Origin of the sequence: Burkholderia cenocepacia, assembly GCF_014211915.1 — a bacterium.
In the GTDB taxonomy this organism is placed as follows: domain Bacteria; phylum Pseudomonadota; class Gammaproteobacteria; order Burkholderiales; family Burkholderiaceae; genus Burkholderia; species Burkholderia orbicola.
Genome location: NZ_CP060039.1, coordinates 122,355 through 140,962, shown reverse-complemented (window position 1 = coordinate 140,962; position 18,608 = coordinate 122,355). Strand labels below are relative to the sequence as shown.

At 67.0% G+C, this 18,608-nt stretch carries 20 protein-coding genes and 1 tRNA gene; 6 read left to right on the top strand and 15 right to left on the bottom strand.

Annotated features, from left to right (window positions below):
- Positions 1-354: 354 nt before the first annotated feature.
- Positions 355-1,329: a DNA-binding protein YbiB gene (gene ybiB, locus SY91_RS00670; RefSeq protein WP_011546254.1), complete on the bottom strand. Its 975-nt coding sequence runs from the start codon at positions 1,327-1,329 to the stop codon at positions 355-357.
- A gap of 179 nt (positions 1,330-1,508) precedes the next feature.
- Between ybiB and maiA the strand changes: the two genes are divergently transcribed.
- Positions 1,509-2,153 (top strand): maleylacetoacetate isomerase, encoded by a 645-nt coding sequence (gene maiA, locus SY91_RS00665; protein ID WP_124477318.1) that lies wholly within the window; start codon positions 1,509-1,511, stop codon positions 2,151-2,153.
- Between the two features lie 95 nt (positions 2,154-2,248).
- On the opposite strand, the gene ftsY is transcribed toward maiA, so the two are convergent.
- Positions 2,249-3,406 (bottom strand): signal recognition particle-docking protein FtsY, encoded by a 1,158-nt coding sequence (gene ftsY / locus SY91_RS00660; RefSeq protein WP_124477317.1) that lies wholly within the window; start codon positions 3,404-3,406, stop codon positions 2,249-2,251.
- Positions 3,407-3,622: 216 nt separating this feature from the next.
- Here ftsY and rsmD point away from each other — a divergent pair, with 216 nt between their 5' ends.
- From rsmD to SY91_RS00645, 3 genes are all read left to right on the top strand, one after another.
- Positions 3,623-4,237 (top strand): 16S rRNA (guanine(966)-N(2))-methyltransferase RsmD, encoded by a 615-nt coding sequence (gene rsmD, locus SY91_RS00655; RefSeq protein ID WP_012329248.1) that lies wholly within the window; start codon positions 3,623-3,625, stop codon positions 4,235-4,237.
- Positions 4,238-4,348: 111 nt separating this feature from the next.
- Positions 4,349-4,846 (top strand): pantetheine-phosphate adenylyltransferase, encoded by a 498-nt coding sequence (gene coaD / locus SY91_RS00650; protein ID WP_006477773.1) that lies wholly within the window; start codon positions 4,349-4,351, stop codon positions 4,844-4,846.
- A gap of 58 nt (positions 4,847-4,904) precedes the next feature.
- A complete protein-coding gene (locus tag SY91_RS00645) occupies positions 4,905-5,171 on the top strand; it encodes a YfhL family 4Fe-4S dicluster ferredoxin (protein WP_006477774.1) in 267 nt (88 codons plus the stop codon).
- Between the two features lie 90 nt (positions 5,172-5,261).
- Here SY91_RS00645 and hisC read toward each other — a convergent pair whose 3' ends face one another.
- The 8 genes from hisC to SY91_RS00605 form a co-directional block, all read right to left on the bottom strand.
- Positions 5,262-6,329, bottom strand: a complete 1,068-nt coding sequence (gene hisC / locus SY91_RS00640) for a histidinol-phosphate transaminase (protein ID WP_185921004.1) — start codon at positions 6,327-6,329, stop codon at positions 5,262-5,264.
- A gap of 116 nt (positions 6,330-6,445) precedes the next feature.
- Complete coding sequence (pth, locus tag SY91_RS00635; RefSeq protein ID WP_185921003.1) at positions 6,446-7,045, bottom strand: aminoacyl-tRNA hydrolase; 600 nt, start codon at positions 7,043-7,045, stop codon at positions 6,446-6,448.
- A gap of 120 nt (positions 7,046-7,165) precedes the next feature.
- On the bottom strand, positions 7,166-7,771 hold the full coding sequence (locus SY91_RS00630; RefSeq protein ID WP_011546248.1) for a 50S ribosomal protein L25/general stress protein Ctc: 606 nt from the start codon (positions 7,769-7,771) through the stop codon (positions 7,166-7,168).
- A 158-nt stretch (positions 7,772-7,929) separates the two neighbouring features.
- Entirely contained in the window at positions 7,930-8,892 is a 963-nt protein-coding gene (locus SY91_RS00625) for a ribose-phosphate pyrophosphokinase (RefSeq protein WP_006477778.1), read from the bottom strand.
- Positions 8,893-8,936: 44 nt separating this feature from the next.
- Positions 8,937-9,013, bottom strand: a tRNA-Gln gene (locus tag SY91_RS00620).
- A gap of 55 nt (positions 9,014-9,068) precedes the next feature.
- A complete protein-coding gene (gene ispE, locus SY91_RS00615; protein ID WP_077218591.1) occupies positions 9,069-9,950 on the bottom strand; it encodes a 4-(cytidine 5'-diphospho)-2-C-methyl-D-erythritol kinase in 882 nt (293 codons plus the stop codon).
- Between the two features lie 27 nt (positions 9,951-9,977).
- Positions 9,978-10,598: a lipoprotein insertase outer membrane protein LolB gene (gene lolB, locus SY91_RS00610; RefSeq protein ID WP_105798431.1), complete on the bottom strand. Its 621-nt coding sequence runs from the start codon at positions 10,596-10,598 to the stop codon at positions 9,978-9,980.
- The gene (locus SY91_RS00605) at positions 10,598-12,421 is read right to left on the bottom strand and encodes a tetratricopeptide repeat protein (protein ID WP_011546244.1); all 1,824 of its coding nucleotides are present in this window, start codon (positions 12,419-12,421) and stop codon (positions 10,598-10,600) included. The genes lolB and SY91_RS00605 overlap by 1 nt, the downstream gene beginning before the upstream one ends.
- A 247-nt stretch (positions 12,422-12,668) precedes the next feature.
- Between SY91_RS00605 and mutM the strand changes: the two genes are divergently transcribed.
- Together mutM and mutY are read left to right on the top strand one after the other, a co-directional pair.
- Positions 12,669-13,496 (top strand): bifunctional DNA-formamidopyrimidine glycosylase/DNA-(apurinic or apyrimidinic site) lyase, encoded by an 828-nt coding sequence (mutM, locus tag SY91_RS00600; protein WP_034174398.1) that lies wholly within the window; start codon positions 12,669-12,671, stop codon positions 13,494-13,496.
- A 24-nt stretch (positions 13,497-13,520) separates the two neighbouring features.
- Positions 13,521-14,627, top strand: coding sequence for an A/G-specific adenine glycosylase (mutY, locus tag SY91_RS00595; protein WP_185921002.1), 1,107 nt, complete (start codon positions 13,521-13,523; stop codon positions 14,625-14,627).
- Positions 14,628-14,746: 119 nt separating this feature from the next.
- Here the strand turns inward: mutY and SY91_RS00590 are convergent, their stop codons facing one another.
- The 5 genes from SY91_RS00590 to hpf all read right to left on the bottom strand — a co-directional run bounded on the left by SY91_RS00590 (position 14,747) and on the right by hpf (position 18,557).
- Positions 14,747-15,382 carry an LON peptidase substrate-binding domain-containing protein gene (locus SY91_RS00590; RefSeq protein ID WP_011546241.1) on the bottom strand — a complete coding sequence of 212 codons (636 nt, stop codon included), beginning with the start codon at positions 15,380-15,382 and terminating at the stop codon, positions 14,747-14,749.
- A 27-nt stretch (positions 15,383-15,409) separates the two neighbouring features.
- The gene (gene rapZ / locus SY91_RS00585; protein ID WP_124477314.1) at positions 15,410-16,318 is read right to left on the bottom strand and encodes an RNase adapter RapZ; all 909 of its coding nucleotides are present in this window, start codon (positions 16,316-16,318) and stop codon (positions 15,410-15,412) included.
- Positions 16,319-16,392: 74 nt separating this feature from the next.
- A complete protein-coding gene (hprK, locus tag SY91_RS00580) occupies positions 16,393-17,361 on the bottom strand; it encodes an HPr(Ser) kinase/phosphatase (RefSeq protein WP_006483133.1) in 969 nt (322 codons plus the stop codon).
- Positions 17,362-17,490: 129 nt separating this feature from the next.
- Positions 17,491-18,003 (bottom strand): PTS sugar transporter subunit IIA, encoded by a 513-nt coding sequence (locus SY91_RS00575; RefSeq protein ID WP_027806888.1) that lies wholly within the window; start codon positions 18,001-18,003, stop codon positions 17,491-17,493.
- A 194-nt stretch (positions 18,004-18,197) separates the two neighbouring features.
- Entirely contained in the window at positions 18,198-18,557 is a 360-nt protein-coding gene (gene hpf, locus SY91_RS00570; RefSeq protein ID WP_006477786.1) for a ribosome hibernation-promoting factor, HPF/YfiA family, read from the bottom strand.
- Between the last annotated feature and the right edge of the window lie 51 nt (positions 18,558-18,608).

Here is an 18,608-nt window from a genome sequence, read left to right as displayed (position 1 = left end):
CGCGAGCGAAGACGGGCGGCATGGGCGACGGTTGGCGCTGCCTCGCACCCGGCGCGCGATGGCGCCGCGGATGCGGATGATCTTCGCGAATCGGCCGACGGATGGACGGACGAATGCTGACGACTTCGGGTTGTAAAAACTGCGAGAGGGGTACGGCGAGGAACTGCTGGGAGGACCGTGCGGACGGCACACGGCGCTACGACAGCCTTAGGCTAGTCGTAGCGATAGCGGCCGCGCTAGGCGGCCGGAGGTAATTCGGAGGGAGTTCGGAAAGGAACGCATGACGGTCACTCTATGCCAGGATGCGCCCGCGTGTCAAATGTCGGGATAAAGGGGCGGGTCGTCGTCGCGCCGTCAGCGCGCGATGCGGGCGATCTGCACGATCGTCGCGACCTGCCGCGCCACGGTGTCGGGCACCGGCACCTCGCCGCGCAGCACGGCGTCCGTCCACGCGGCCGTGGTCGCCGCATCGCGCGACTCGGGCAGCGCGACCGGCGGCGCGTCGGTCGACGAACGCTCGGCGTCGATCAGCGTGTCGCACACGCCGTCGTGCAGCCAGTCGACCTGCACCTGGCGCCGCGTGTCGGCCACCGCTTCGCCTTCGGTGCCGCGCGCGAGCAGCGCGCCGCCGAGCGCGGCGTCCGGATGATCGCGGAACAACTGCGCGAGGCTGTCGCGGTACGGCGGATGCGTGTAGTTGACGAGCCGCAGCCCGGCCGGCGCGAACGGCTGCAGGATCTTCACGAGCGTATGCGTGGAGTTGCGTACGCCCAGCACGCCGCGCATCGACAGCAGGCGCGCGATGCGCGGCGCCAGCACGTCGATCGGTGCGAATGCGACACGACGTTCGGCGAGCGTATCCTCGATCGCATCGTGCGACGTCGACGGCGCGAGCGACAGCGCCGAGAAGATCTCGGCGCTCGTCACGCGGCCCGGGTCTTGCTCCACCCCGTGCACGAGCACCGGCACGCCTTCGCGCGCGAGCAGCAGCGCGAGCAGCGGCACGAGGTTCGGTTGCTTGCGCGCACCGTTGTAGCTCGGGATCGACACCGGGCGGAACGCGGCATCCTGTACGTGCACGGGCTCGAACGACGCCTGCGCGGCGGCGAGCATCGCGGCCAGTTCGTCGGCGGATTCGCCCTTCAGCCGATAGGCGATCAGGATCGCGCCGAGTTCGACGTCCGACACGCGCGCATCGAGCATCGCGCGATAGAGCGCGAACGTGTCCTCGGCGGACAGGGCGCGCGCGCCGTTCGGGCCGCGGCCGATTTCCTTGATGAAGCGGGCGCAAGGGAACGGAGCGGCGGCGGGATCGTGGGAAGCGGTCATCGGAACGTGGGGCGGGCGGCCGGCATCGGGCCGCGCGGTGAGCGGTAAGGAATGCCCCGAGTATCGCACGGGCGCGGCCGCGCATCGTGCCGCGCTACACTCTGGTTCCCGGCGGCACGCGCGCCGCTGCGCCGCGCCCATGCCGCCGCCGGCCGAATACGACCAAAGAGAGACATCCCATGAAGCTCTACAGCTATTTCCGCAGTTCCGCGTCGTACCGCGTGCGGATTGCCCTGAACCTCAAGCAGCTGCCGTTCGACTATGCTCCCGTGCACATGCTGCGCGACGGCGGCGAGCAACTGAAGGACGCGTACCGCGCGCTGAATCCGGATGCGGTCGTGCCGACGCTGATCGATGGCGACGCGACGCTGCAGCAGTCGCTCGCGATCATCGAATATCTCGACGAAACCCATCCCGAGCCCCCGTTGCTGCCGAAGCAGCCGGTCGATCGTGCCTATGTGCGGGCGGTCGCGCTGCAGATCGCCTGCGAAATCCACCCGCTCAACAACCTGCGCGTGCTGAAGTACCTGAAGCACACGCTGAAGGTGCCCGAGGACGCAAAGAACGCGTGGTACCGGCACTGGATCGAGGCGGGCTTCGACACGCTCGAGACCCGTCTCGCGAGCGATCCGCGCACCGGCAAGCTATGCTTCGGCGACACGCCGACGCTCGCCGACGTGTGCCTCGTGCCGCAGGTGTTCAACGCGAACCGCTTCTCGATCGACACGACGCGTTTCCCGACGATCCAGCGGATCGTCGACCATGCGGCGACGATCGATGCGTTCAAGGCCGCCGAGCCGGGCGTGCAGCCGGACGCGGAATGAGCGCGGAATGCGCGCCGCGGCCCGTGGCGGGCAGGATCGGGCGCGCATGAAAAAGGGCGCCCGAAGGCGCCCCGTGCGATGCGAGCCGGCGGCGTTCAGCCGAGCAGCGCGTCCGCGAATTCCACCGCGCTGAACGGCTGCAGGTCCTCGACCTTCTCGCCGACGCCGATGAAGTAGACGGGCACCGGCCGTTGCCGCGCGATCGCGGCGAGAATCCCGCCCTTCGCGGTGCCGTCGAGCTTCGTGACGATCAGGCCGGTCAGGCCCAGCGCGTCGTCGAAGGCCTTCACCTGCGTGAGCGCGTTCTGGCCGGTGTTCGCGTCGATCACCAGCAGCACCTCGTGCGGCGCGCCGTCGTGCGCCTTCGCGATCACGCGCTTCACCTTCTTCAATTCTTCCATCAGATGAAGCTGCGTCGGCAGGCGGCCAGCCGTGTCGGCCATCATCACGTCGATCTTGCGCGCCCGCGCGGCGCTGACCGCGTCGAAGATCACCGCGGCCGGATCGCCGCTTTCCTGCTGCACGACCGTCACGTTGTTGCGCTCGCCCCAGACCGCCAGCTGTTCGCGCGCGGCCGCGCGGAACGTGTCGCCGGCGGCCAGCAGCACCGACTGGTCGAAGCTCTGCAGATGCTTCGCGAGCTTGCCGATGCTGGTCGTCTTGCCCGCGCCGTTCACGCCGGTGATCATCATCACGAGCGGCTGCGCGCGGCCGAGCATCAGCGATTTCTCGAGCGGCGTCAGCAGCTCGACGAGCAGGTCGTGCAGCGCATCCTTCACCTGTTGCGGATCGGTCAGCCGGCCCGCGCGCACCTTCTCGCGCAGCGCGTCGAGCAGGTATTCGGTCGCGTCGACGCCCGCGTCGGACATCAGCAGCGCGGTTTCGAGCTCCTCGTACAGATCCTCGTCGATCTTCGTGTTGACGAACACGCCGGTGATGCTCGAACCCGTCTTCGCGAGCCCCGTTTTCAGGCGCGCGAGCCACGACTTCTTCGCGGACGCGTCCTGCAGCGGCGGCGGGACGATCTCGACCGTCTCGACGACTTCGTCGCGGCCGTCGTTGGTCGGCGTGACCGTCATCACGACGGCCGGCGCGGCCGGTTGCGCGCTCGCCTGCGGCACGTCGGCCGCGGGCGGCGCGTCGAGCACGGGCGCCGCTTCGGCCGCTTCGTCCGTTTGCTGCGCGTCGGCCGATTGCGATTCCGCCGGATCGGGCTCCTGCGTTTTCTTGAATCGTTTGAAGAAACTGAACATGGTCTGACGTCGGGAAGAGGGCGGGCCGCCGCCGGGAGCGGGGCGCCGGACGGGCCGTTCTGCGTTCGCGCGGGCGCGGCGCACGGCGGCCGAAACCGTGCATTTTATCAGTGCGGCGTGGCCCTCGCGTCAGCGCGCGTCGCCGCTGTGGTAACGTGCGCCTGTTTGGCGGCGCGCCCCTGCGCGCGCCCGGTTCCTCCGTCGTCGATATCCCGTATGTCCCGTTCCTCTTCCGGCCGCCCCGCGGCCCCGTCCAGTCGCGGCAAGCCGCACACGATCCGCATCATCGGCGGCGACTGGAAACGCACGCCGCTCGCAGTGCTCGATCTCGACGGCCTGCGCCCGACCCCCGATCGCGTGCGCGAGACGCTGTTCAACTGGCTCGGCCAGGATCTCGAAGGCTGGCGCTGCCTCGACCTGTTCGCGGGCACCGGCGCGCTCGGCTTCGAAGCCGCGTCGCGCGGCGCGGCGAGCGTCGTGATGGTCGAGCGCCATCCGCGCGCCGCGCAGCAGCTGCGTGCGATCAAGGACAAGCTCGGCGCCCGTTCGGTCGAGGTTGCCGAAGCCGATGCGCTGCGGCTCGCGGCCGGGCTCACGCCGGGCGCGTTCGACGTCGTGTTCCTCGATCCGCCGTTCGACGACCTGGCCGCGCTCGAGCGCGCGATCGCGCTGTCGGCGCCGCTCGTCGCGGCGGGCGGCGCGCTCTACGTCGAAACGGGGGCGGAACTCGACCCGGCCGCGCACGACGCGCTGGCGGGCTGGCAGGTGGTGAAGCACGGCAAGGCCGGTGCGGTTCACTATCATTTGCTGCGCCGCGAAAATGATGAATAATGCGCGTTCCATACGAGGCGGCGCGCCGCAAAGGCGACGCATGCCCATCTCGGCAGCGGCGCGTGCATCGCACGGCTGCCATCCCGTTTGCGTGATGACAGGAGGAGCGACATGGTAGTCGCCGTGTATCCCGGTACGTTCGATCCGCTGACGCGCGGGCACGAAGACCTCGTGCGGCGTGCGTCGAGCATTTTTGATACGCTGGTGGTGGGCGTTGCCGACAGCCGCGCGAAAAAGCCGTTTTTCTCGCTCGAAGAACGTCTGACGATTGCGAACGAGGTGCTCGGCCATTACCCGAACGTGAAGGTGATGAGTTTCACCGGCCTCCTGAAGGATTTCGTCCGCGTCAACAATGCGCGCGTGATCGTGCGCGGGCTGCGCGCCGTGTCCGATTTCGAATACGAGTTCCAGATGGCGGGGATGAACCGCTATCTGTTGCCCGACGTCGAGACGATGTTCATGACGCCGTCCGACCAGTACCAGTTCATCTCGGGGACGATCGTGCGCGAAATCGCGCAGTTGGGCGGCGATGTCAGCAAATTCGTGTTTCCGTCCGTCGAGAAGTGGCTGACCGAGAAAGTCACCGCGATGGGAGGCCCGGCCGCGTGATGCGGCGCGGCCGGTTTCGTCGCGAAGCCGGCCGCCGGCCTGAAGAAGTGAGATCAGTATGGCTTTGATGATTACCGACGAGTGCATCAATTGCGACGTGTGCGAGCCCGAGTGCCCGAACGGCGCGATTTCGATGGGCCCGGATATCTACGTGATCGACCCGAACAAGTGCACCGAGTGCGTCGGCCATTTCGACGAACCGCAGTGCCAGCAGGTGTGTCCGGTCGAGTGCATTCCGCGCGATCCGCAGCATGACGAATCGCACGCGCAATTGATGGAGAAGTACCACGCGTTGATCGCCGTGAAGGGCGACGACGCGTCGTGATCCTGCGCTGACGCGCGCGCGCTTCGATTGAGGGGCGCGCGCGTCGCGCTTTCTTTCAGATCGGCGCCGCCCGGCGCCGGTTCTTCCGTGTCAGGCCAGCAACTCGCGCAACGCCGCGACGAGTGCATCGCATTCGGCATCGGTGCCGACGGTGATGCGCAGATGCTGGTCGATCCGCGGCAGCCGGAAGTGCCGCACGAAAATTTCCCGTTCCTTCAGCTTGGCCGCGATCGCGCCCGCATCGTGCGCGGGATGGCGCGCGAACACGAAATTCGCGGCCGACGGCACGATCTCGAAGCCGAGTGCGTCGAGCGCATGCGTGAGCCGCGCCCGGCTGTCGATCACGCGTCGGCAGGTGGCGTTGAAATAGTCGGTGTCTTCGTACGCGGCCTGAGCGGCAACCTGTGCGAGCCGGTCGAGCGGGTACGAGTTGAAGCTGTCCTTCACGCGGTTCAGCGCGTCGATCAGCGCCACGTCGCCGAACGCGAAGCCGACACGCATGCCCGCGAGCGAGCGCGCCTTCGACGTCGTATGCACGACGAGCAGGTTCGGATGACGGTCGATCAGCGTAATGGCCGACTGCGCGCCGAAATCGACGTACGCTTCGTCGATCACGACCACCGACGACGGATTCGCGGCCGCGATCCGCTCGACGTCAGCAAGCGGCAGCGCGCGCCCGGTCGGCGCATTCGGGTTCGGAAACAGCACGCCGCCGACGTCGTCGAGATAGTCGTCGACGCGGATCGAGAAATCGTCCGCGAGCGGCACGACCGTGGTGTCGACGCCGTACAGGCGCGCGTAGGTCGGGTAGAAGCTGTACGTGATGTCGGGAAAGCGCAGCGGCCGGTCGTGCTTGAGCAGCGCCTGGAACGCGTGCGCGAGCACCTCGTCGGAGCCGTTGCCGACGAACACCTGTTCGGGCTGGATGCGGTGATGGGCCGCGACCGTCTCGCGCAGTGCGCGCGCGACCGGGTCCGGATAGCGGCGCAGCGTGTCGCCGGTCTCGCCGAGTTCGCGTGCGATTGCCGCGACGACACGCGGCGACGGCGGATAGGGATTCTCGTTGGTGTTCAGCTTGACGGGGTGCGCGAGCGCGGGCTGTTCGCCCGGCACGTAAGGCACGAGTTGCTGAACGACGTCGCTCCAGTAACGGCTCACCGCTTGGCTCCTGTCGGGCAAAGCGTCCAGATTACCGCATGTGCGCGTCGCGGTGGGGCGGGCGAGGCCGCCCGGTTGCGCCGGCCGGCCGACGCGCCAGGCCGGTGCGCGTGCGGTCAGTTGCGATGCAGCTGCATCGTCGCGCGGTCGAGTTCGCCCTTGACGACCATCGGCATCACGGCAAGCGCGCGTTCGATCGATGCGTCGATCACGTCCTGTTCCTCGCGGCGCGGCGGTTTCAGCACGAAGTTCGCGACGTCGGGCTTCGCGCCGGCGCGCGCGCTTTCCGGGATCAGGTCGCGCGGGTGGCCGATGCCGATCCGCAGCCGCCAGTATTGCTGCGACGACAGGTGCGCGGTGATGTCCTTCAGCCCGTTGTGGCCACCGCTGCCGCCGCCGAGCTTCAGCTTCACGGTGCCGGGCGGCAGGTCGAGCTCGTCGTGCGCGACGAGGATCTGGTCGGGCAGGATCTTGAAGAATTGCGCGAGCGCGACGACCGACTGGCCGGAGCGGTTCATGTAGGTCTGCGGCTCGAGCAGATGAACTTCCTCACCATGCAGGCGTGCTTTCGCATAGAAGCCGTGAAAGCGGCGTTCGTCGCGCAGCGTCGTGCCGGCTTCGCGGGCGAGCTGGTCGATCAGCCAGAAGCCGGCGTTGTGGCGCGTCGTGGTGTATTCCGCCCCGGGATTGCCGAGGCCGACGATCAGTTTGATCATGACGTTTCGAAGGCGGCGGCAGCCGCCTGGGCGCAGAAAAAGAAAAACCCGCCGGGCAAGCCGCGGCGGGTTGCGTCGACCGTTTCGTGAAACGGATCGATGGCGCGCGTACGCAGCCGCTTAAGCAGCCGGCGTTTCGCCTTCTGCTGCGTCCGACACGGCGCCAGCCGGGACCGTCGCCGAAGCGATGACCGGGTTTTCCGCGTCGACGTGCGCGACCAGCGCGACGCCCTTCGGCAGCGCGATGTCCTTCGCGTGCAGCGACTGACCGGCTTCGATCTTCGACAGGTCGACTTCGAGGAACTCCGGCAGGTCGGCCGGCAGGCACTCGATTTCGATTTCCGTCGCGACGTGCGAAACGATCGCGCTCGACAGCTTCACGGCCGGGCTGACTTCTGCGTTCAGGAAGTGCAGCGGTGCCTTCGTGTGCAGCTTCTTCTTCGCGTCGACGCGCTGGAAGTCAACGTGCAGCACGAGTTGCTTGAACGGGTGGTATTGCACGTCGCGCAGCAGAACCTGTTGCGACTGGCCAGCCACTTCCAGGTCGAGGATCGACGAGTGGAAGGCTTCCTTCTTCAGTGCATGCCACAGCGCGTTGTGATCCAGTTCGATCTTTTGCGGGGCTGCTTCGCCACCGTAGACGATACCCGTGGTCTTACCGGCGTTGCGCAGGCGGCGGCTCGCACCCGTACCTTGCTGTTGGCGCTCGAAAGCGACGACTTTCATGTGATTCTCCATTTGCTGCCCGCGACCAGGCAGTAAAACGGGGCCATCAAGCGGCCCCCGATGAAACGGCCGGGGTTTCGTCTATCCCGTCCGATTGTGCAAAAAGCGAAGCGTTGCCGCTTCGCTTTCTGCGCATGCTTCGTTCCGTCGATTCGCGATCAGGATTCCGCGAACAGCGACATCACCGAATCGCCTCGGCGAATCCGCGAGAACGTCTCGGCCAGCAGGCTCGCGCTCGTCAGCGAGCGGATCTTCGAGCACGCCAGCGATTCGGCCGACAGCGGAATCGTATCGGTGACGACCAGCTCGTCGAGTTCCGACGCGGCGATGCGATCCGCGGCGCCGCCCGACAGCACGGGGTGCGTCGCGTACGCGAACACCTGCTTCGCGCCGCGATCCTTCAGGACTTGCGCGGCCTTGCAGAGCGTGCCGGCCGTATCGACCATGTCGTCCATGATCACGCAGGTGCGGCCTTCGACTTCACCGATGATGTTCATCACTTCGGCGACGTTCGCCTTCGGGCGACGCTTGTCGATGATCGCGAGATCGCAGTTGAGCTGCTTCGCGAGTGCCCGGGCGCGCACCACGCCGCCGACGTCCGGCGACACGACGAGCAGATCCGAGTAGTTCTGCTTGCGCAGATCGCCCAGCAGGATCGGCGTCGCGTAGATGTTGTCGACCGGGATGTCGAAGAAGCCCTGAATCTGGTCGGCGTGCAGATCCATCGTGATGATCCGCTCGACGCCGGCGATTTCCAGCATGTTCGCGACGACCTTCGCCGAGATCGCGACACGCGCCGAACGCGGGCGACGATCCTGACGGGCATAGCCGAAGTAGGGGATGGCAGCAGTGATCCGGCCGGCGGATGCGCGCTTGAGCGCATCGACCATGATCATCAGTTCCATCAGGTTGTCGTTCGCCGGTGCGCACGTGGATTGCAGGACGAAGACGTCCTTGCCGCGCACGTTTTCCTGGATCTCGACCTGGATCTCGCCGTCGGAGAAACGGCTGACCATTGCTTTGCCGAGGGGGATACCAAGGATATTGACGACTTCCTGGGCGAGCGCGGGATTCGCGTTGCCAGTAAAGACCATCAGGCCATCATGGCTGTGGCTGCTCATCGTGCACCTGCTTCAGGCTTGGGCGGGAAATGCGGGAAAATTTTTGGCAGGGGAGGAAGGACTCGAACCCTCGCATGCCGGAATCAAAATCCGGTGCCTTGACCAACTTGGCGACTCCCCTACACTTAACTGATAACTTCACCGAACTTGTGTAGGCCGTTCGGCAAAGTAAAACTTCATGACGCGAAAGCGAAGAGCGGATGCTCGTTCAGACTCTCGGCAACTGCGCCATTCCAACTGGCGGGCAGCTTGGCTTTCGCCGCTTCTGCCTCGTGCTTGCTGTGAAACGCTGCAAACACGCTTGCTCCGGAGCCGGTCATCCTCGCGGGGGTCACATCATACAACCATTTGACCACCTGCGCAACTTCCGCGTACTTCCTTGTTACAACTTCCTGCATATCGTTCCGGCCGAAGCTATCTGGCCATTCCGCATCGCTGGTTTGCTGTGCAAGAAAGTCAGCAATTGTGACGGGCTTCGTATCTCTTGTCAACAACTCATCTGAAAATATTTCAGCGGTCGGGACATGAACGCGTGGCGTCACAACCAAGAACCAGCGAGTCGGCAATTCTACCTCAGCTAATTCTTCTCCGATACCCTCTGCGAACGCATTTTTTCCAAAAATAAAAAACGGGACGTCGGCGCCGAGTTTGACCGCGAGCGACTGAAGCTCGGCGCGCGGCAAATCGAGTTGCCACAGGCGGTTCAGCGCGAGCAGCGTCGTCGCCGCGTCGGAGCTGCCGCCGCCGAGGCCGGCGCCCATCGGCAAGATCTTGTCGATCTCGATGTCGACGCCGTGCGCGGTACCCGTATGCGCTTTCAGCAGGTTGGCCGCGCGGACGACGAGATCGCTTTCCTCGGGCACGCCGGGCACGTCGGTGACGCGTGCGACGCGGCCGTCGTCGCGCAGCGTGAAGTGCAGCGTGTCGCCCCAGTTCAGCAGCTGGAATACGCTCTGCAGATCGTGATAGCCGTTCGGACGACGGCCGGTGATGTGCAGGAACAGGTTGAGTTTCGCGGGCGCCAGGCAGTTGCGCAGCGAGCGGGTCGAATCGGTCATGCGGGTATCGGGGCTAGGCGCGCGTGCTCACTGATCGAGCACGAGCTTGATGTCGAGCGGCGGCGTCGCGCGCACGAGGTTGACGCGTTTGACGCCCGTGGCCGGGGCATCCGCGTAGGCAAGGTAGTCGATCGTCCAGCCGTCCTGGCGCAACTGCTTGATGCGCGTGCCGTCGGCCGGGTCGCGCACGGTTTCGGCGGGCGTCGCGGGCGCGGCGGTCGGCAGCAGCCAGTAGCGCAGGCCCGCGAGCGGCAGCTCGAAGCCGAGCGTCTTCTGCATCAGGTCGCCGACGTCAGGCGCATATTGGGTCGGCCGGTTCGGCAATTCGAGCGACGCCGCGCGCGGCGTCGACTTCACGACCGCGAGCGTCTGGCCGAGCGGGCTGCGCAGTTCGAGCGACACGTCGTCGCCGTGCTCCTGCCAGTCGAAGTTGCCGTACACGTTCTGCGGGTTGCCGAGACGATCGTCGTAGCGCACCGCGAAGCGGCCATGGTAGGCATGCGTTGCGGCCGTTTGCAGTACGGCGCCAGTCGGTGCATTGGCCGACGGCGGCGTGCTCGCGCAGCCGGCGAGCGCGAGCGCCGCGCCGGCCGCGGCCAGCGTGCGCTGCGCGCGGCAGGACAGGGAAAACATCGGGAACATCTGCATCAGAGGCCGTTGATCTGCAGGCGTTTCAGCGTCTGCACGAGCGTTTCGTTGTCGGGCTCGAGCTTCTGCGCGGCACGCCACGCGTTGCGCGCGTCGTCCTGCGCGCCGCTCTTCCACAGCACTTCGCCGAGATGCGCGCCGATTTCGGCGTTCGGCTGCAGCTCGTATGCACGCTGCAGCACCTTCGTCGCGCCGGCCGTGTCGCCCATCCGGTACTTCACCCAGCCGAGGCTGTCCATGATGTACGCGTCGTTCGGCGCGAGCGCCATCGCCTTGTCGATCAGCTTGCTGGCCTCGGGCAGGCGCTGGTTGCGATCGGCGAGCGAATAGCCGAGCGCATTGTAGGCCTGCGGGTTGTCGGGCTGCGTACGGATCAGCTCGCGCAACTGCTTTTCCATCGTCGCGTAGTGGCCGGTCTTTTCGGCCGCCATCGCGTAGTCGTAGCGCAGGTCGGGGTCGTCCGGGAAGTCCTGGACGGCCTGCCCGAGGCGCGCCTCCGCTTCCGGATAGCGCTTCGCGGTGAACAGGATCGACGCATCGGTGCGCGCCACCACGGCCGCGTCGCGCGGATCCGAGATCGGCAGGTTGTCGAGCACCTTGCGCGCCTCGTCGGTCTTGCCCTGTTTCTGCAGCAGCTGCGCGCGCGTGATCTGCGCGGGCAGGTAGTGCTGGCTCGTCTGGTCGACCTTGTCGAGCCATTGCGACGCCTGCGCGTCGTTGTTCTGGTCGATCGCGATCTGCGCGAGGTAGATGTAGCCCTGGCCGACGTCGAGGTTCGGCTGCTTGTCGCCGAGCTGCACGTACTGCTTCAGGTAGCCGGTCGCCTCGTCGAGTTTCTTCTGCTGGATCTTGATCAGCGCGAGCGCCATCAGCGGCGTCGGGTCCTTCGCGTCGAGCTTGCGCATCGTCTCGAACTGCTTCTGCGCGTCGTCGAGGCGATCGTCGGCGAGATAGAGCTGCGACAGCGCCAGCCGCGCGTCGCGCGACTTCGGATTCTGCTGAACATACTTCTCGAACGACGCGATGCCCGCCGCACGTTCCGCCGGCCCCATCTGCGACAGCATCAGCGCTGCCGGCAGGTAGTCGGGGCGGAGCTGCAGCGCCTGCTTCAGCGACTGCGCGGCGCCGTCCTTGTCGTCGACCGCGAGCTGCTGCCGCGCGATCGCGAGCTGCGCCTCGGGGCGATTCATGTCGTTCTTCAGCATGTCCTTTAGCACCGCGAGGCCGCCGACGCGGTCGGGGCCGCGCACCAGCAGCGCCTGCAGCGCGAGGATCGCGGGGCCGCGCGTGTCGCCGCTCGCGCGGGCCAGCTCGCGCGCGAGCATCGGCTGCGCGTCGGCCGGCTTGCCGGCGAGCACCAGCAGCGCGGCGTCGACCTGCGACGCCCGGTTCGAATCCGGTGCGTACTGACGCCACAGGTTCGCGGCGGAAAGCGCGTCGGCCGGGCTCTGCGCGCCGAGCGCGATTTCGGTCGCGCGCTGCGCCATGCGCGGATCGCGCGTGTCGCGGGCCAGCGCGAGGTAGGTCTGGTAGGCCGGCGCCGGCTGGTTGCGCTGGAGCGCGACCTCGGCGGCGAGCACCTGGTAGACGATCTGGCTCGTCAGCGGCACGCCGGGGAGATTCTTCTGCTCGTCCGGCATCACATGCTCGAACGCACCCTGCGGCTCCGCGTCGTCCGATGCCGGATCCTGCGCGTGGGCCGGAAAGGCGGTGAGGGTCCAGACGGCAAACAGCGCGGCACCGAGTGCACGGCGGACCGGGAAGGCGCGCGCGCCGCGCACGGCGGCGGGGCGCTCCTGAAGCAGCTTCGAGGGCAGGGTCATGGAAATCCGTTCGATGTTTCAACCGATTGTAACGCGCTCGCTACAATACACGCACGATCGTGATAGGGTCCGCTTACCTGTGGAACCCCCATGCGAATGCCCGAAATCGCCCGCCTCGCGTGCCGCCAGGCGGGCGATTTCGGGCATTCCCGTGTTTCATTTCGGGGTCGCCGCGAGAACGGCCGTTCTCGTGGCGACGCATGCGCGTTCACCCTGTAAACAGACCGTAGCCTCAGACCCGCAAAACATGCCAGAGTTGCCAGAAGTCGAAGTCACGCGCCGGGGCATCGAGCCCTTTGTCGCGGGCCGCCGCGTCGAGCGTGTCGACGTCCGTACCGCGATGCTGCGCTGGCCCGTGCCGGCGGGGCTCGCCGAGCAGTTGCGCGCGCGCGAGGTGCTCGCCGTCGAGCGCCGCGGCAAGTACCTGCTGTTCGAAGTCGATGCGGGCTGGTTCATCGTCCATCTCGGGATGACGGGCACGCTGCGCGTGCTGCCCGCGGCCGGCGTGCCGGTCGCCGCGAAGCACGACCACGTCGACTGGATCTTCGACGAATTCGTGCTGCGCTTCCGCGATCCGCGCCGCTTCGGCGCCGTGCTGTGGCACCCGCGCGAAGCAGGCGACGTGCATGCGCATCCGCTCCTCGCGAGCCTCGGCGTCGAGCCGTTCTCGCCGGCGTTCACCGGCGCGCTGCTGCATGCGCGTACGCGCGGCCGTACGGTGTCGGTCAAGCAGGCGCTGCTCGCGGGCGACATGGTCGTCGGTGTCGGCAACATCTATGCGTCGGAGAGCCTGTTTCGCGCCGGCATCCGGCCGACGACGGCCGCCGGCAAGGTTTCGCTGCCGCGCTACGAGCGGCTGGCCGACGCGGTGCGCGCGACGCTCGCCGACGCGATCGAGCGCGGCGGCAGCACATTGCGCGATTTCGTCGGCAGCAACGGCGAAAGCGGCTACTTCCAGCTCGATTGCTTCGTCTACGATCGTGCCGGCCAGCCGTGCCGCGTTTGCGGCACGCCGGTTCGCCAGATCGTGCAGGGTCAGCGGTCGACCTATTTCTGCCCGACGTGCCAGCGTTGAAACCCTTTTCCACAATTCGATAACTTGAAGCCGCCCCGCATCGCCCCCGCTCCGTTCCCCGTCACGCCGCTGCACCGCACGTTCGCCACACGTCTCGTCGCGTGGCAACGCGCGCATGGCCGCCATGACCTGCCATGGCAGAACACCCGCGATCCGTACCGGATCTGGCTGTCGGAAATCATGCTGCAGCAGACGCAGGTATCGACCGTCATTCCGTATTACACGCGCTTTCTCGACCGCTTCTCGGACGTCGCCGCGCTCGCGGCCGCGCCGAGCGACGACGTGATGGCGTTGTGGGCGGGCCTCGGCTACTACTCGCGCGCGCGCAACCTGCACCGCTGCGCGCAGGTCGTCGTCGCCGAGCACGGCGGTGTGTTTCCGGCGACGCCCGACGCGCTGGCCGAACTGCCGGGCATCGGCCGTTCGACGGCCGCCGCGATCGCGTCGTTTGCGTACGGTGCGCGCGCGACGATCCTCGACGGCAACGTGAAGCGCGTGCTTGCGCGGGTATTCGGCGTCGAGGGCTTTCCGGGCGAGAAGCGTGTCGAGAACGACATGTGGGCACTCGCCGAATCGCTGCTGCCCGATGCCGCGAACCCGGCCGACGTGAGCGCGTATACGCAGGGGCTGATGGATCTGGGCGCGACGCTGTGCGTGCGCGGCAAGCCCGACTGCGCGCGCTGCCCGTTCGCGGGCGACTGCGTCGCGCAATCGACCGGCCGCCAGCGCGAACTGCCGGCCGCGCGGCCCAAGAAGGCCGTGCCGACACGCAAGACCTGGATGCTCGTGCTGCGCGACGGCGACGCCGTGCTGCTCGAGCGAAGGCCGCCGACCGGCATCTGGGGCGGACTGTGGAGCCTGCCGCAAGCGGACGGCGATGCCGCGCTCGCGGAGCTTGCGCGCGGTTTCGGCGGCGGCGGCACGGTGCCGCTCGCGCCGCTCACGCATACGTTCACGCATTTCCGGCTCGAGATCGAGCCGCGGCTGAGCGATCTGGCGGACGGCGGTGGCCTGCCGTCGCAGGCGCGCGACGCAGACACCGCATGGGTGCTGCTGAGCCGGCTCGACGCGTACGGCGTGCCGGCGCCCGTGCGCAAGCTGCTCGATGCGCTGAGCGGGCCGCTGCTGTAACGAACGGGAAGGGCGCGGCGCTGGCCGCGTTTGGAAAGGTGCCGTGTGGCCGCGCGCAGGAGAGGTCGTCGGGCGGGCGCGGCACGCGATGCGCGGCGGCTCGGGCGCGGCAGCGGCAGTTACAGCCAGCCGTGCCGGTCGAGTACGTGGTGCACGGCGTCGATGCGCGCGCCCACGTCCGGAAACTCCATCAGCTTCTGCCGCGCGCGCAGGTCGAGCGGCAGCAGCTCGGCGAGGCGATTCGACACCCAGCTCGGATCGTCGAGGCGGAACGGTTCGCCGAACGGCATTTTCTCCGGATCGGACTTCTTCAGCGCGTCGATGATGCGCTCGAGCACCTCGGCGCACGAGCCGAACTGGGCGAGCGCCTGTTCGCCTTCGAGCGGGATGTCGTCGGGCAGCGGCTCCGCGATGCCGACCAGCAGCCCGTTGCCTTCGACGCGATACGACAGCAGCTCGAAACGCTGCGTGCCGACCGCCTGCAGATACAGCATCCCGAATTCGCCGGTATCGCACTCGGTGATGCGCGCCATGCAGCCGATGGTTTCGGGCACCGACACCGCGCCGTCCTGCGCGACTTCGGGCCCGCTCTTCAGCAGGCACACGCCGAACGGTGCGTCGTCGCGCAGGCATGCGCGCGACATGTCGAGATAGCGCGCCTCGAACACCTTGAGCGGGAGCAGCCCTCCGGGAAACAGCACCGTGTGCAGCGGAAACAGCGGCAGGTCGATCAGGGTGGTCGATAGGGAGGACATGGCGCGCGGGCGTGGGGGCGGGTGTCGCTAGGGTCGGTCGACCTCGGAGACGAGCCGCGACGACGCGTCGACATCCACTGGCGCGTCACGATGCCGCACGATCACGTTCGCGTCGCGCGCGAGGCGCGCGGCGAGCGTTTCCGCGATGAACACCGAGCGATGCTGGCCGCCCGTGCAGCCGATGGCGACGGTCAGGTAGCTGCGGTTGTCATCGCGGAAGTGCGGCAGCCATTTCATCAGGAACGCATGGATGTCGTCGATCATCTGATGGACGATCGGCAGTGCGTCGAGAAAGGCGATGACCGGCTGGTCGAGCCCGGTGAGCGGGCGCAACTGGTGGTCGTAGTACGGATTCGGCAGCACGCGCACGTCGAACATCAGATCGGCGTCGAGCGGCACGCCGCGCTTGAAGCCGAACGATTCGAACATCACCATCAGGTCGTTGTTCTTTTGCTCGATGAAGCGCTTGACCCAGGTGCGCAGCGCGTTCGCGCGCAGCGTGCTGGTGTCGATCTGGTGGCCGAATTCGGCGAGCGGCGCGACGAGTTCGCGCTCGCGCTCGATCGCTTCCTCGAGCGACGACAGCAGGCCGACGTCCGCATCGTGCGACCGCGAGCCGGACAACGGATGGCGGCGGCGCGTTTCGGAGAAGCGCTGGATCAGCGCCTGGGTGCTCGCATTGAGGAACAGCACGCGCACGTCGTGCTCGCGGGACAGCTCGCGGATCAGCCCGGGCATTTCGTCGAGCGACGCGCTCGAGCGCGCGTCGATCGCGACCGCGAGCCGGCGCTGGCCGTCCTGCGCGAGGTAGCGGGCGAGTTCGGGGAGCACGTGCGGCGGCAGGTTGTCGACGCAGTAATAGCCTGCGTCTTCGAGCGCGTTCAGCGCGACGGACTTGCCTGAGCCGGAGATGCCGGTGATGAGGACGATGCGCATGGGAACAGAGAATCCTGACGTTTCATCATAGCACCGGCTCGACGCGTCGGCGTTGCGCGGCCGGCGCGTGCGGGTTACACCAGTTTGCCGGGGAACTGACTGTCGGGATCTTGCATCGCGAGTCGTTGCCGATCCATGAAATCGCGCAACGTGTCGATTCCGCGCAACTGCAGGATCGTGTTCCGGACGGCCGCCTCGACGAGCACCGCGAGGTTGCGGCCGGCCGCAACCTGGATCGTGACCTTGCTGATCGGCAACCCGAGCACGTCGACGGTCTGGCTTTCGAGCGGCAGGCGCTGGAATTCGCCGTCGGGGCGCCGCACGAGCTGAACGATCAGCTTCAGCTTCATTTTCCGCCGCACCGCCGTTTCGCCGAAGATCGTCTTGATGTCGAGCAGGCCGAGGCCGCGCACTTCGAGCAGGTTCTGCAGCAGCGGCGGGCAGCGCCCTTCGACGAAATCGGGGCCAAGACGGACGAAATCGACCGCGTCGTCGGCGACGAGGCCGTGCCCGCGGCTGATCAGCTCGAGGCCGAGCTCGCTCTTGCCGAGGCCCGAATCGCCGGTCAGCAGCACGCCCATCCCGAGGATGTCGAGGAACACGCCGTGCAGCGTCGCGCGCGGCGCGAGGATGCGCGACATATAGAGCCGCAGGCTGTCGATCACGGCGGCGGCGGACATCGGCGTCGTGAACAGCGGGGTGGACGAGCGCGTGCAGCGCAGCACCAGTTCGGGTGGCGCCGCGGCGCCACCGGCGACGACGAGGAACGGCGGTTCGAGCGCGATCAGCTCGGCCATGTGGCGCGAACGGTCTTCGTCGGTCTGGCGCTGGTAGTAGTCGATTTCGGCTTCGCCGAGCACCTGGATCCGGTTCGGGTGGATCAGGTTCAGGTGGCCGACGAGGTCGGCGCTCGACGTTGCGTTGCCGACCGTGTCGGCCGAAAAGCCGCGTTCCCAGCCTTCATGCCCCGTCAGCCAGCTCAGTTTCAGCGTGGCTGCGTTGTCGTCGAAGATGCTCTGGGCGTTGATGCTGGACGTATCCATGACTCTCGTCACTCCAATGGGCCGGTGCGGGCGCGCGGCGACGGACGTCGCCATGCCGGGCCGGCGCCGGGCGGCCCTGGACGGCGGCGTGGGCCGCCTCGTACGGGGAAATATTCCGCCCGGAACAACTCAAGGTTGCCACTGAGTGAGCAGGCGATGCAACTCGGCGATATCCGTTTCGTTGTGCAGACGCTCGCGTGCGTCGCGATCGGACAGCAGTTGCGCGATTTCCGACAGGATCTCGAGGTGCTGCTGGGTGGCTTGCTCGGGGACGAGCAGGAAGATCAGGAGGCCGACCGGCTGGCCGTCGGGCGCTTCGAACGGGATCGCATCGGCGAGGCGGACGAACGCGGCGAGCGGGTGCTTGAGGCCCTTGATGCGGCCGTGCGGAATCGCGACACCTTCGCCGAGCCCGGTCGAACCGAGGCGCTCGCGCGCGAACAGGTTGTCCGTGACGGTGCTGCGGCCGATGCCGTTCTGATTCTCGAACATCAGCCCGGCTTGTTCGAAGACGCGTTTCTTGCTGGTGACCGAGAGGTCGATGACGACGTTCTCTATGGGCAGGATTTTGGCTAGGCGATTCATGTTGGCAGGCGATTGGGCGGCCTGGGGTCTCCTTGCGGCGGCGGACTGATTTTCCATGTTCTGCGATATCACGGCATGTGGCATGGCAACCTGCAACGCAGCTACCGCATCCAACACCCCCCGGCGATAACCGGAACATTATAGAGCACAGCCGCGTGCGTGGCGCAGCACGGACGGACCGGTTGCACCTCCGCGCGGAGTGGCAAAAAAAACGCCCGGCGAACCGGGCGGCGTGCGTGTTGCGGTGACGGTTATTGCGGCGGCAGCTCGATCTGGTCGATCGACGGCTGCAGCTTGATCGGGTCGTGCGCGTGCGTTTGCAGGCGCTCCATGTGCTTGACGACCTGGCGATCCAGCTTGTCGATCAGCAGATCGATCGCGGCGTACAGGTTGCCGTTCGCGCTTTCGACGAAGATGTCCTTGCCCTTCAGGTGCAGGTTGATTTCCGCGCGCTGCTGCTTGTCCTTTTCCTTGTGGTTGTCGACCGAGAGGATCACAGTGCCATCGATCACCTGATCGCTATGCCGTAGCACCCGGTCCAGCTTGGTGATCACGTATTCGCGAATTGCAGGCGTGACTTCGAGATGATGTCCACTGATCTTCAGGTTCATAGTGCTTCTCCAAGCGAGTGGCCACCCGGCCGCATCGAGGCGGCGCTCCGG

Coding starts and splice junctions, on each gene's coding strand:
- ybiB (WP_011546254.1), bottom strand. CDS start 1,329: ATGACCGCTTCCCACGATCCCGCCGCCGCTCCGTTCCCTTGCGCCCGC.
- maiA (WP_124477318.1), top strand. CDS start 1,509: ATGAAGCTCTACAGCTATTTCCGCAGTTCCGCGTCGTACCGCGTGCGG.
- ftsY (WP_124477317.1), bottom strand. CDS start 3,406: ATGTTCAGTTTCTTCAAACGATTCAAGAAAACGCAGGAGCCCGATCCG.
- rsmD (WP_012329248.1), top strand. CDS start 3,623: ATGTCCCGTTCCTCTTCCGGCCGCCCCGCGGCCCCGTCCAGTCGCGGC.
- coaD (WP_006477773.1), top strand. CDS start 4,349: ATGGTAGTCGCCGTGTATCCCGGTACGTTCGATCCGCTGACGCGCGGG.
- SY91_RS00645 (WP_006477774.1), top strand. CDS start 4,905: ATGGCTTTGATGATTACCGACGAGTGCATCAATTGCGACGTGTGCGAG.
- pth (WP_185921003.1), bottom strand. CDS start 7,045: ATGATCAAACTGATCGTCGGCCTCGGCAATCCCGGGGCGGAATACACC.
- SY91_RS00630 (WP_011546248.1), bottom strand. CDS start 7,771: ATGAAAGTCGTCGCTTTCGAGCGCCAACAGCAAGGTACGGGTGCGAGC.
- SY91_RS00625 (WP_006477778.1), bottom strand. CDS start 8,892: ATGAGCAGCCACAGCCATGATGGCCTGATGGTCTTTACTGGCAACGCG.
- ispE (WP_077218591.1), bottom strand. CDS start 9,950: ATGACCGATTCGACCCGCTCGCTGCGCAACTGCCTGGCGCCCGCGAAA.
- lolB (WP_105798431.1), bottom strand. CDS start 10,598: ATGCAGATGTTCCCGATGTTTTCCCTGTCCTGCCGCGCGCAGCGCACG.
- SY91_RS00605 (WP_011546244.1), bottom strand. CDS start 12,421: ATGACCCTGCCCTCGAAGCTGCTTCAGGAGCGCCCCGCCGCCGTGCGC.
- mutM (WP_034174398.1), top strand. CDS start 12,669: ATGCCAGAGTTGCCAGAAGTCGAAGTCACGCGCCGGGGCATCGAGCCC.
- SY91_RS00590 (WP_011546241.1), bottom strand. CDS start 15,382: ATGTCCTCCCTATCGACCACCCTGATCGACCTGCCGCTGTTTCCGCTG.
- rapZ (WP_124477314.1), bottom strand. CDS start 16,318: ATGCGCATCGTCCTCATCACCGGCATCTCCGGCTCAGGCAAGTCCGTC.
- hprK (WP_006483133.1), bottom strand. CDS start 17,361: ATGGATACGTCCAGCATCAACGCCCAGAGCATCTTCGACGACAACGCA.
- SY91_RS00575 (WP_027806888.1), bottom strand. CDS start 18,003: ATGGAAAATCAGTCCGCCGCCGCAAGGAGACCCCAGGCCGCCCAATCG.
- hpf (WP_006477786.1), bottom strand. CDS start 18,557: ATGAACCTGAAGATCAGTGGACATCATCTCGAAGTCACGCCTGCAATT.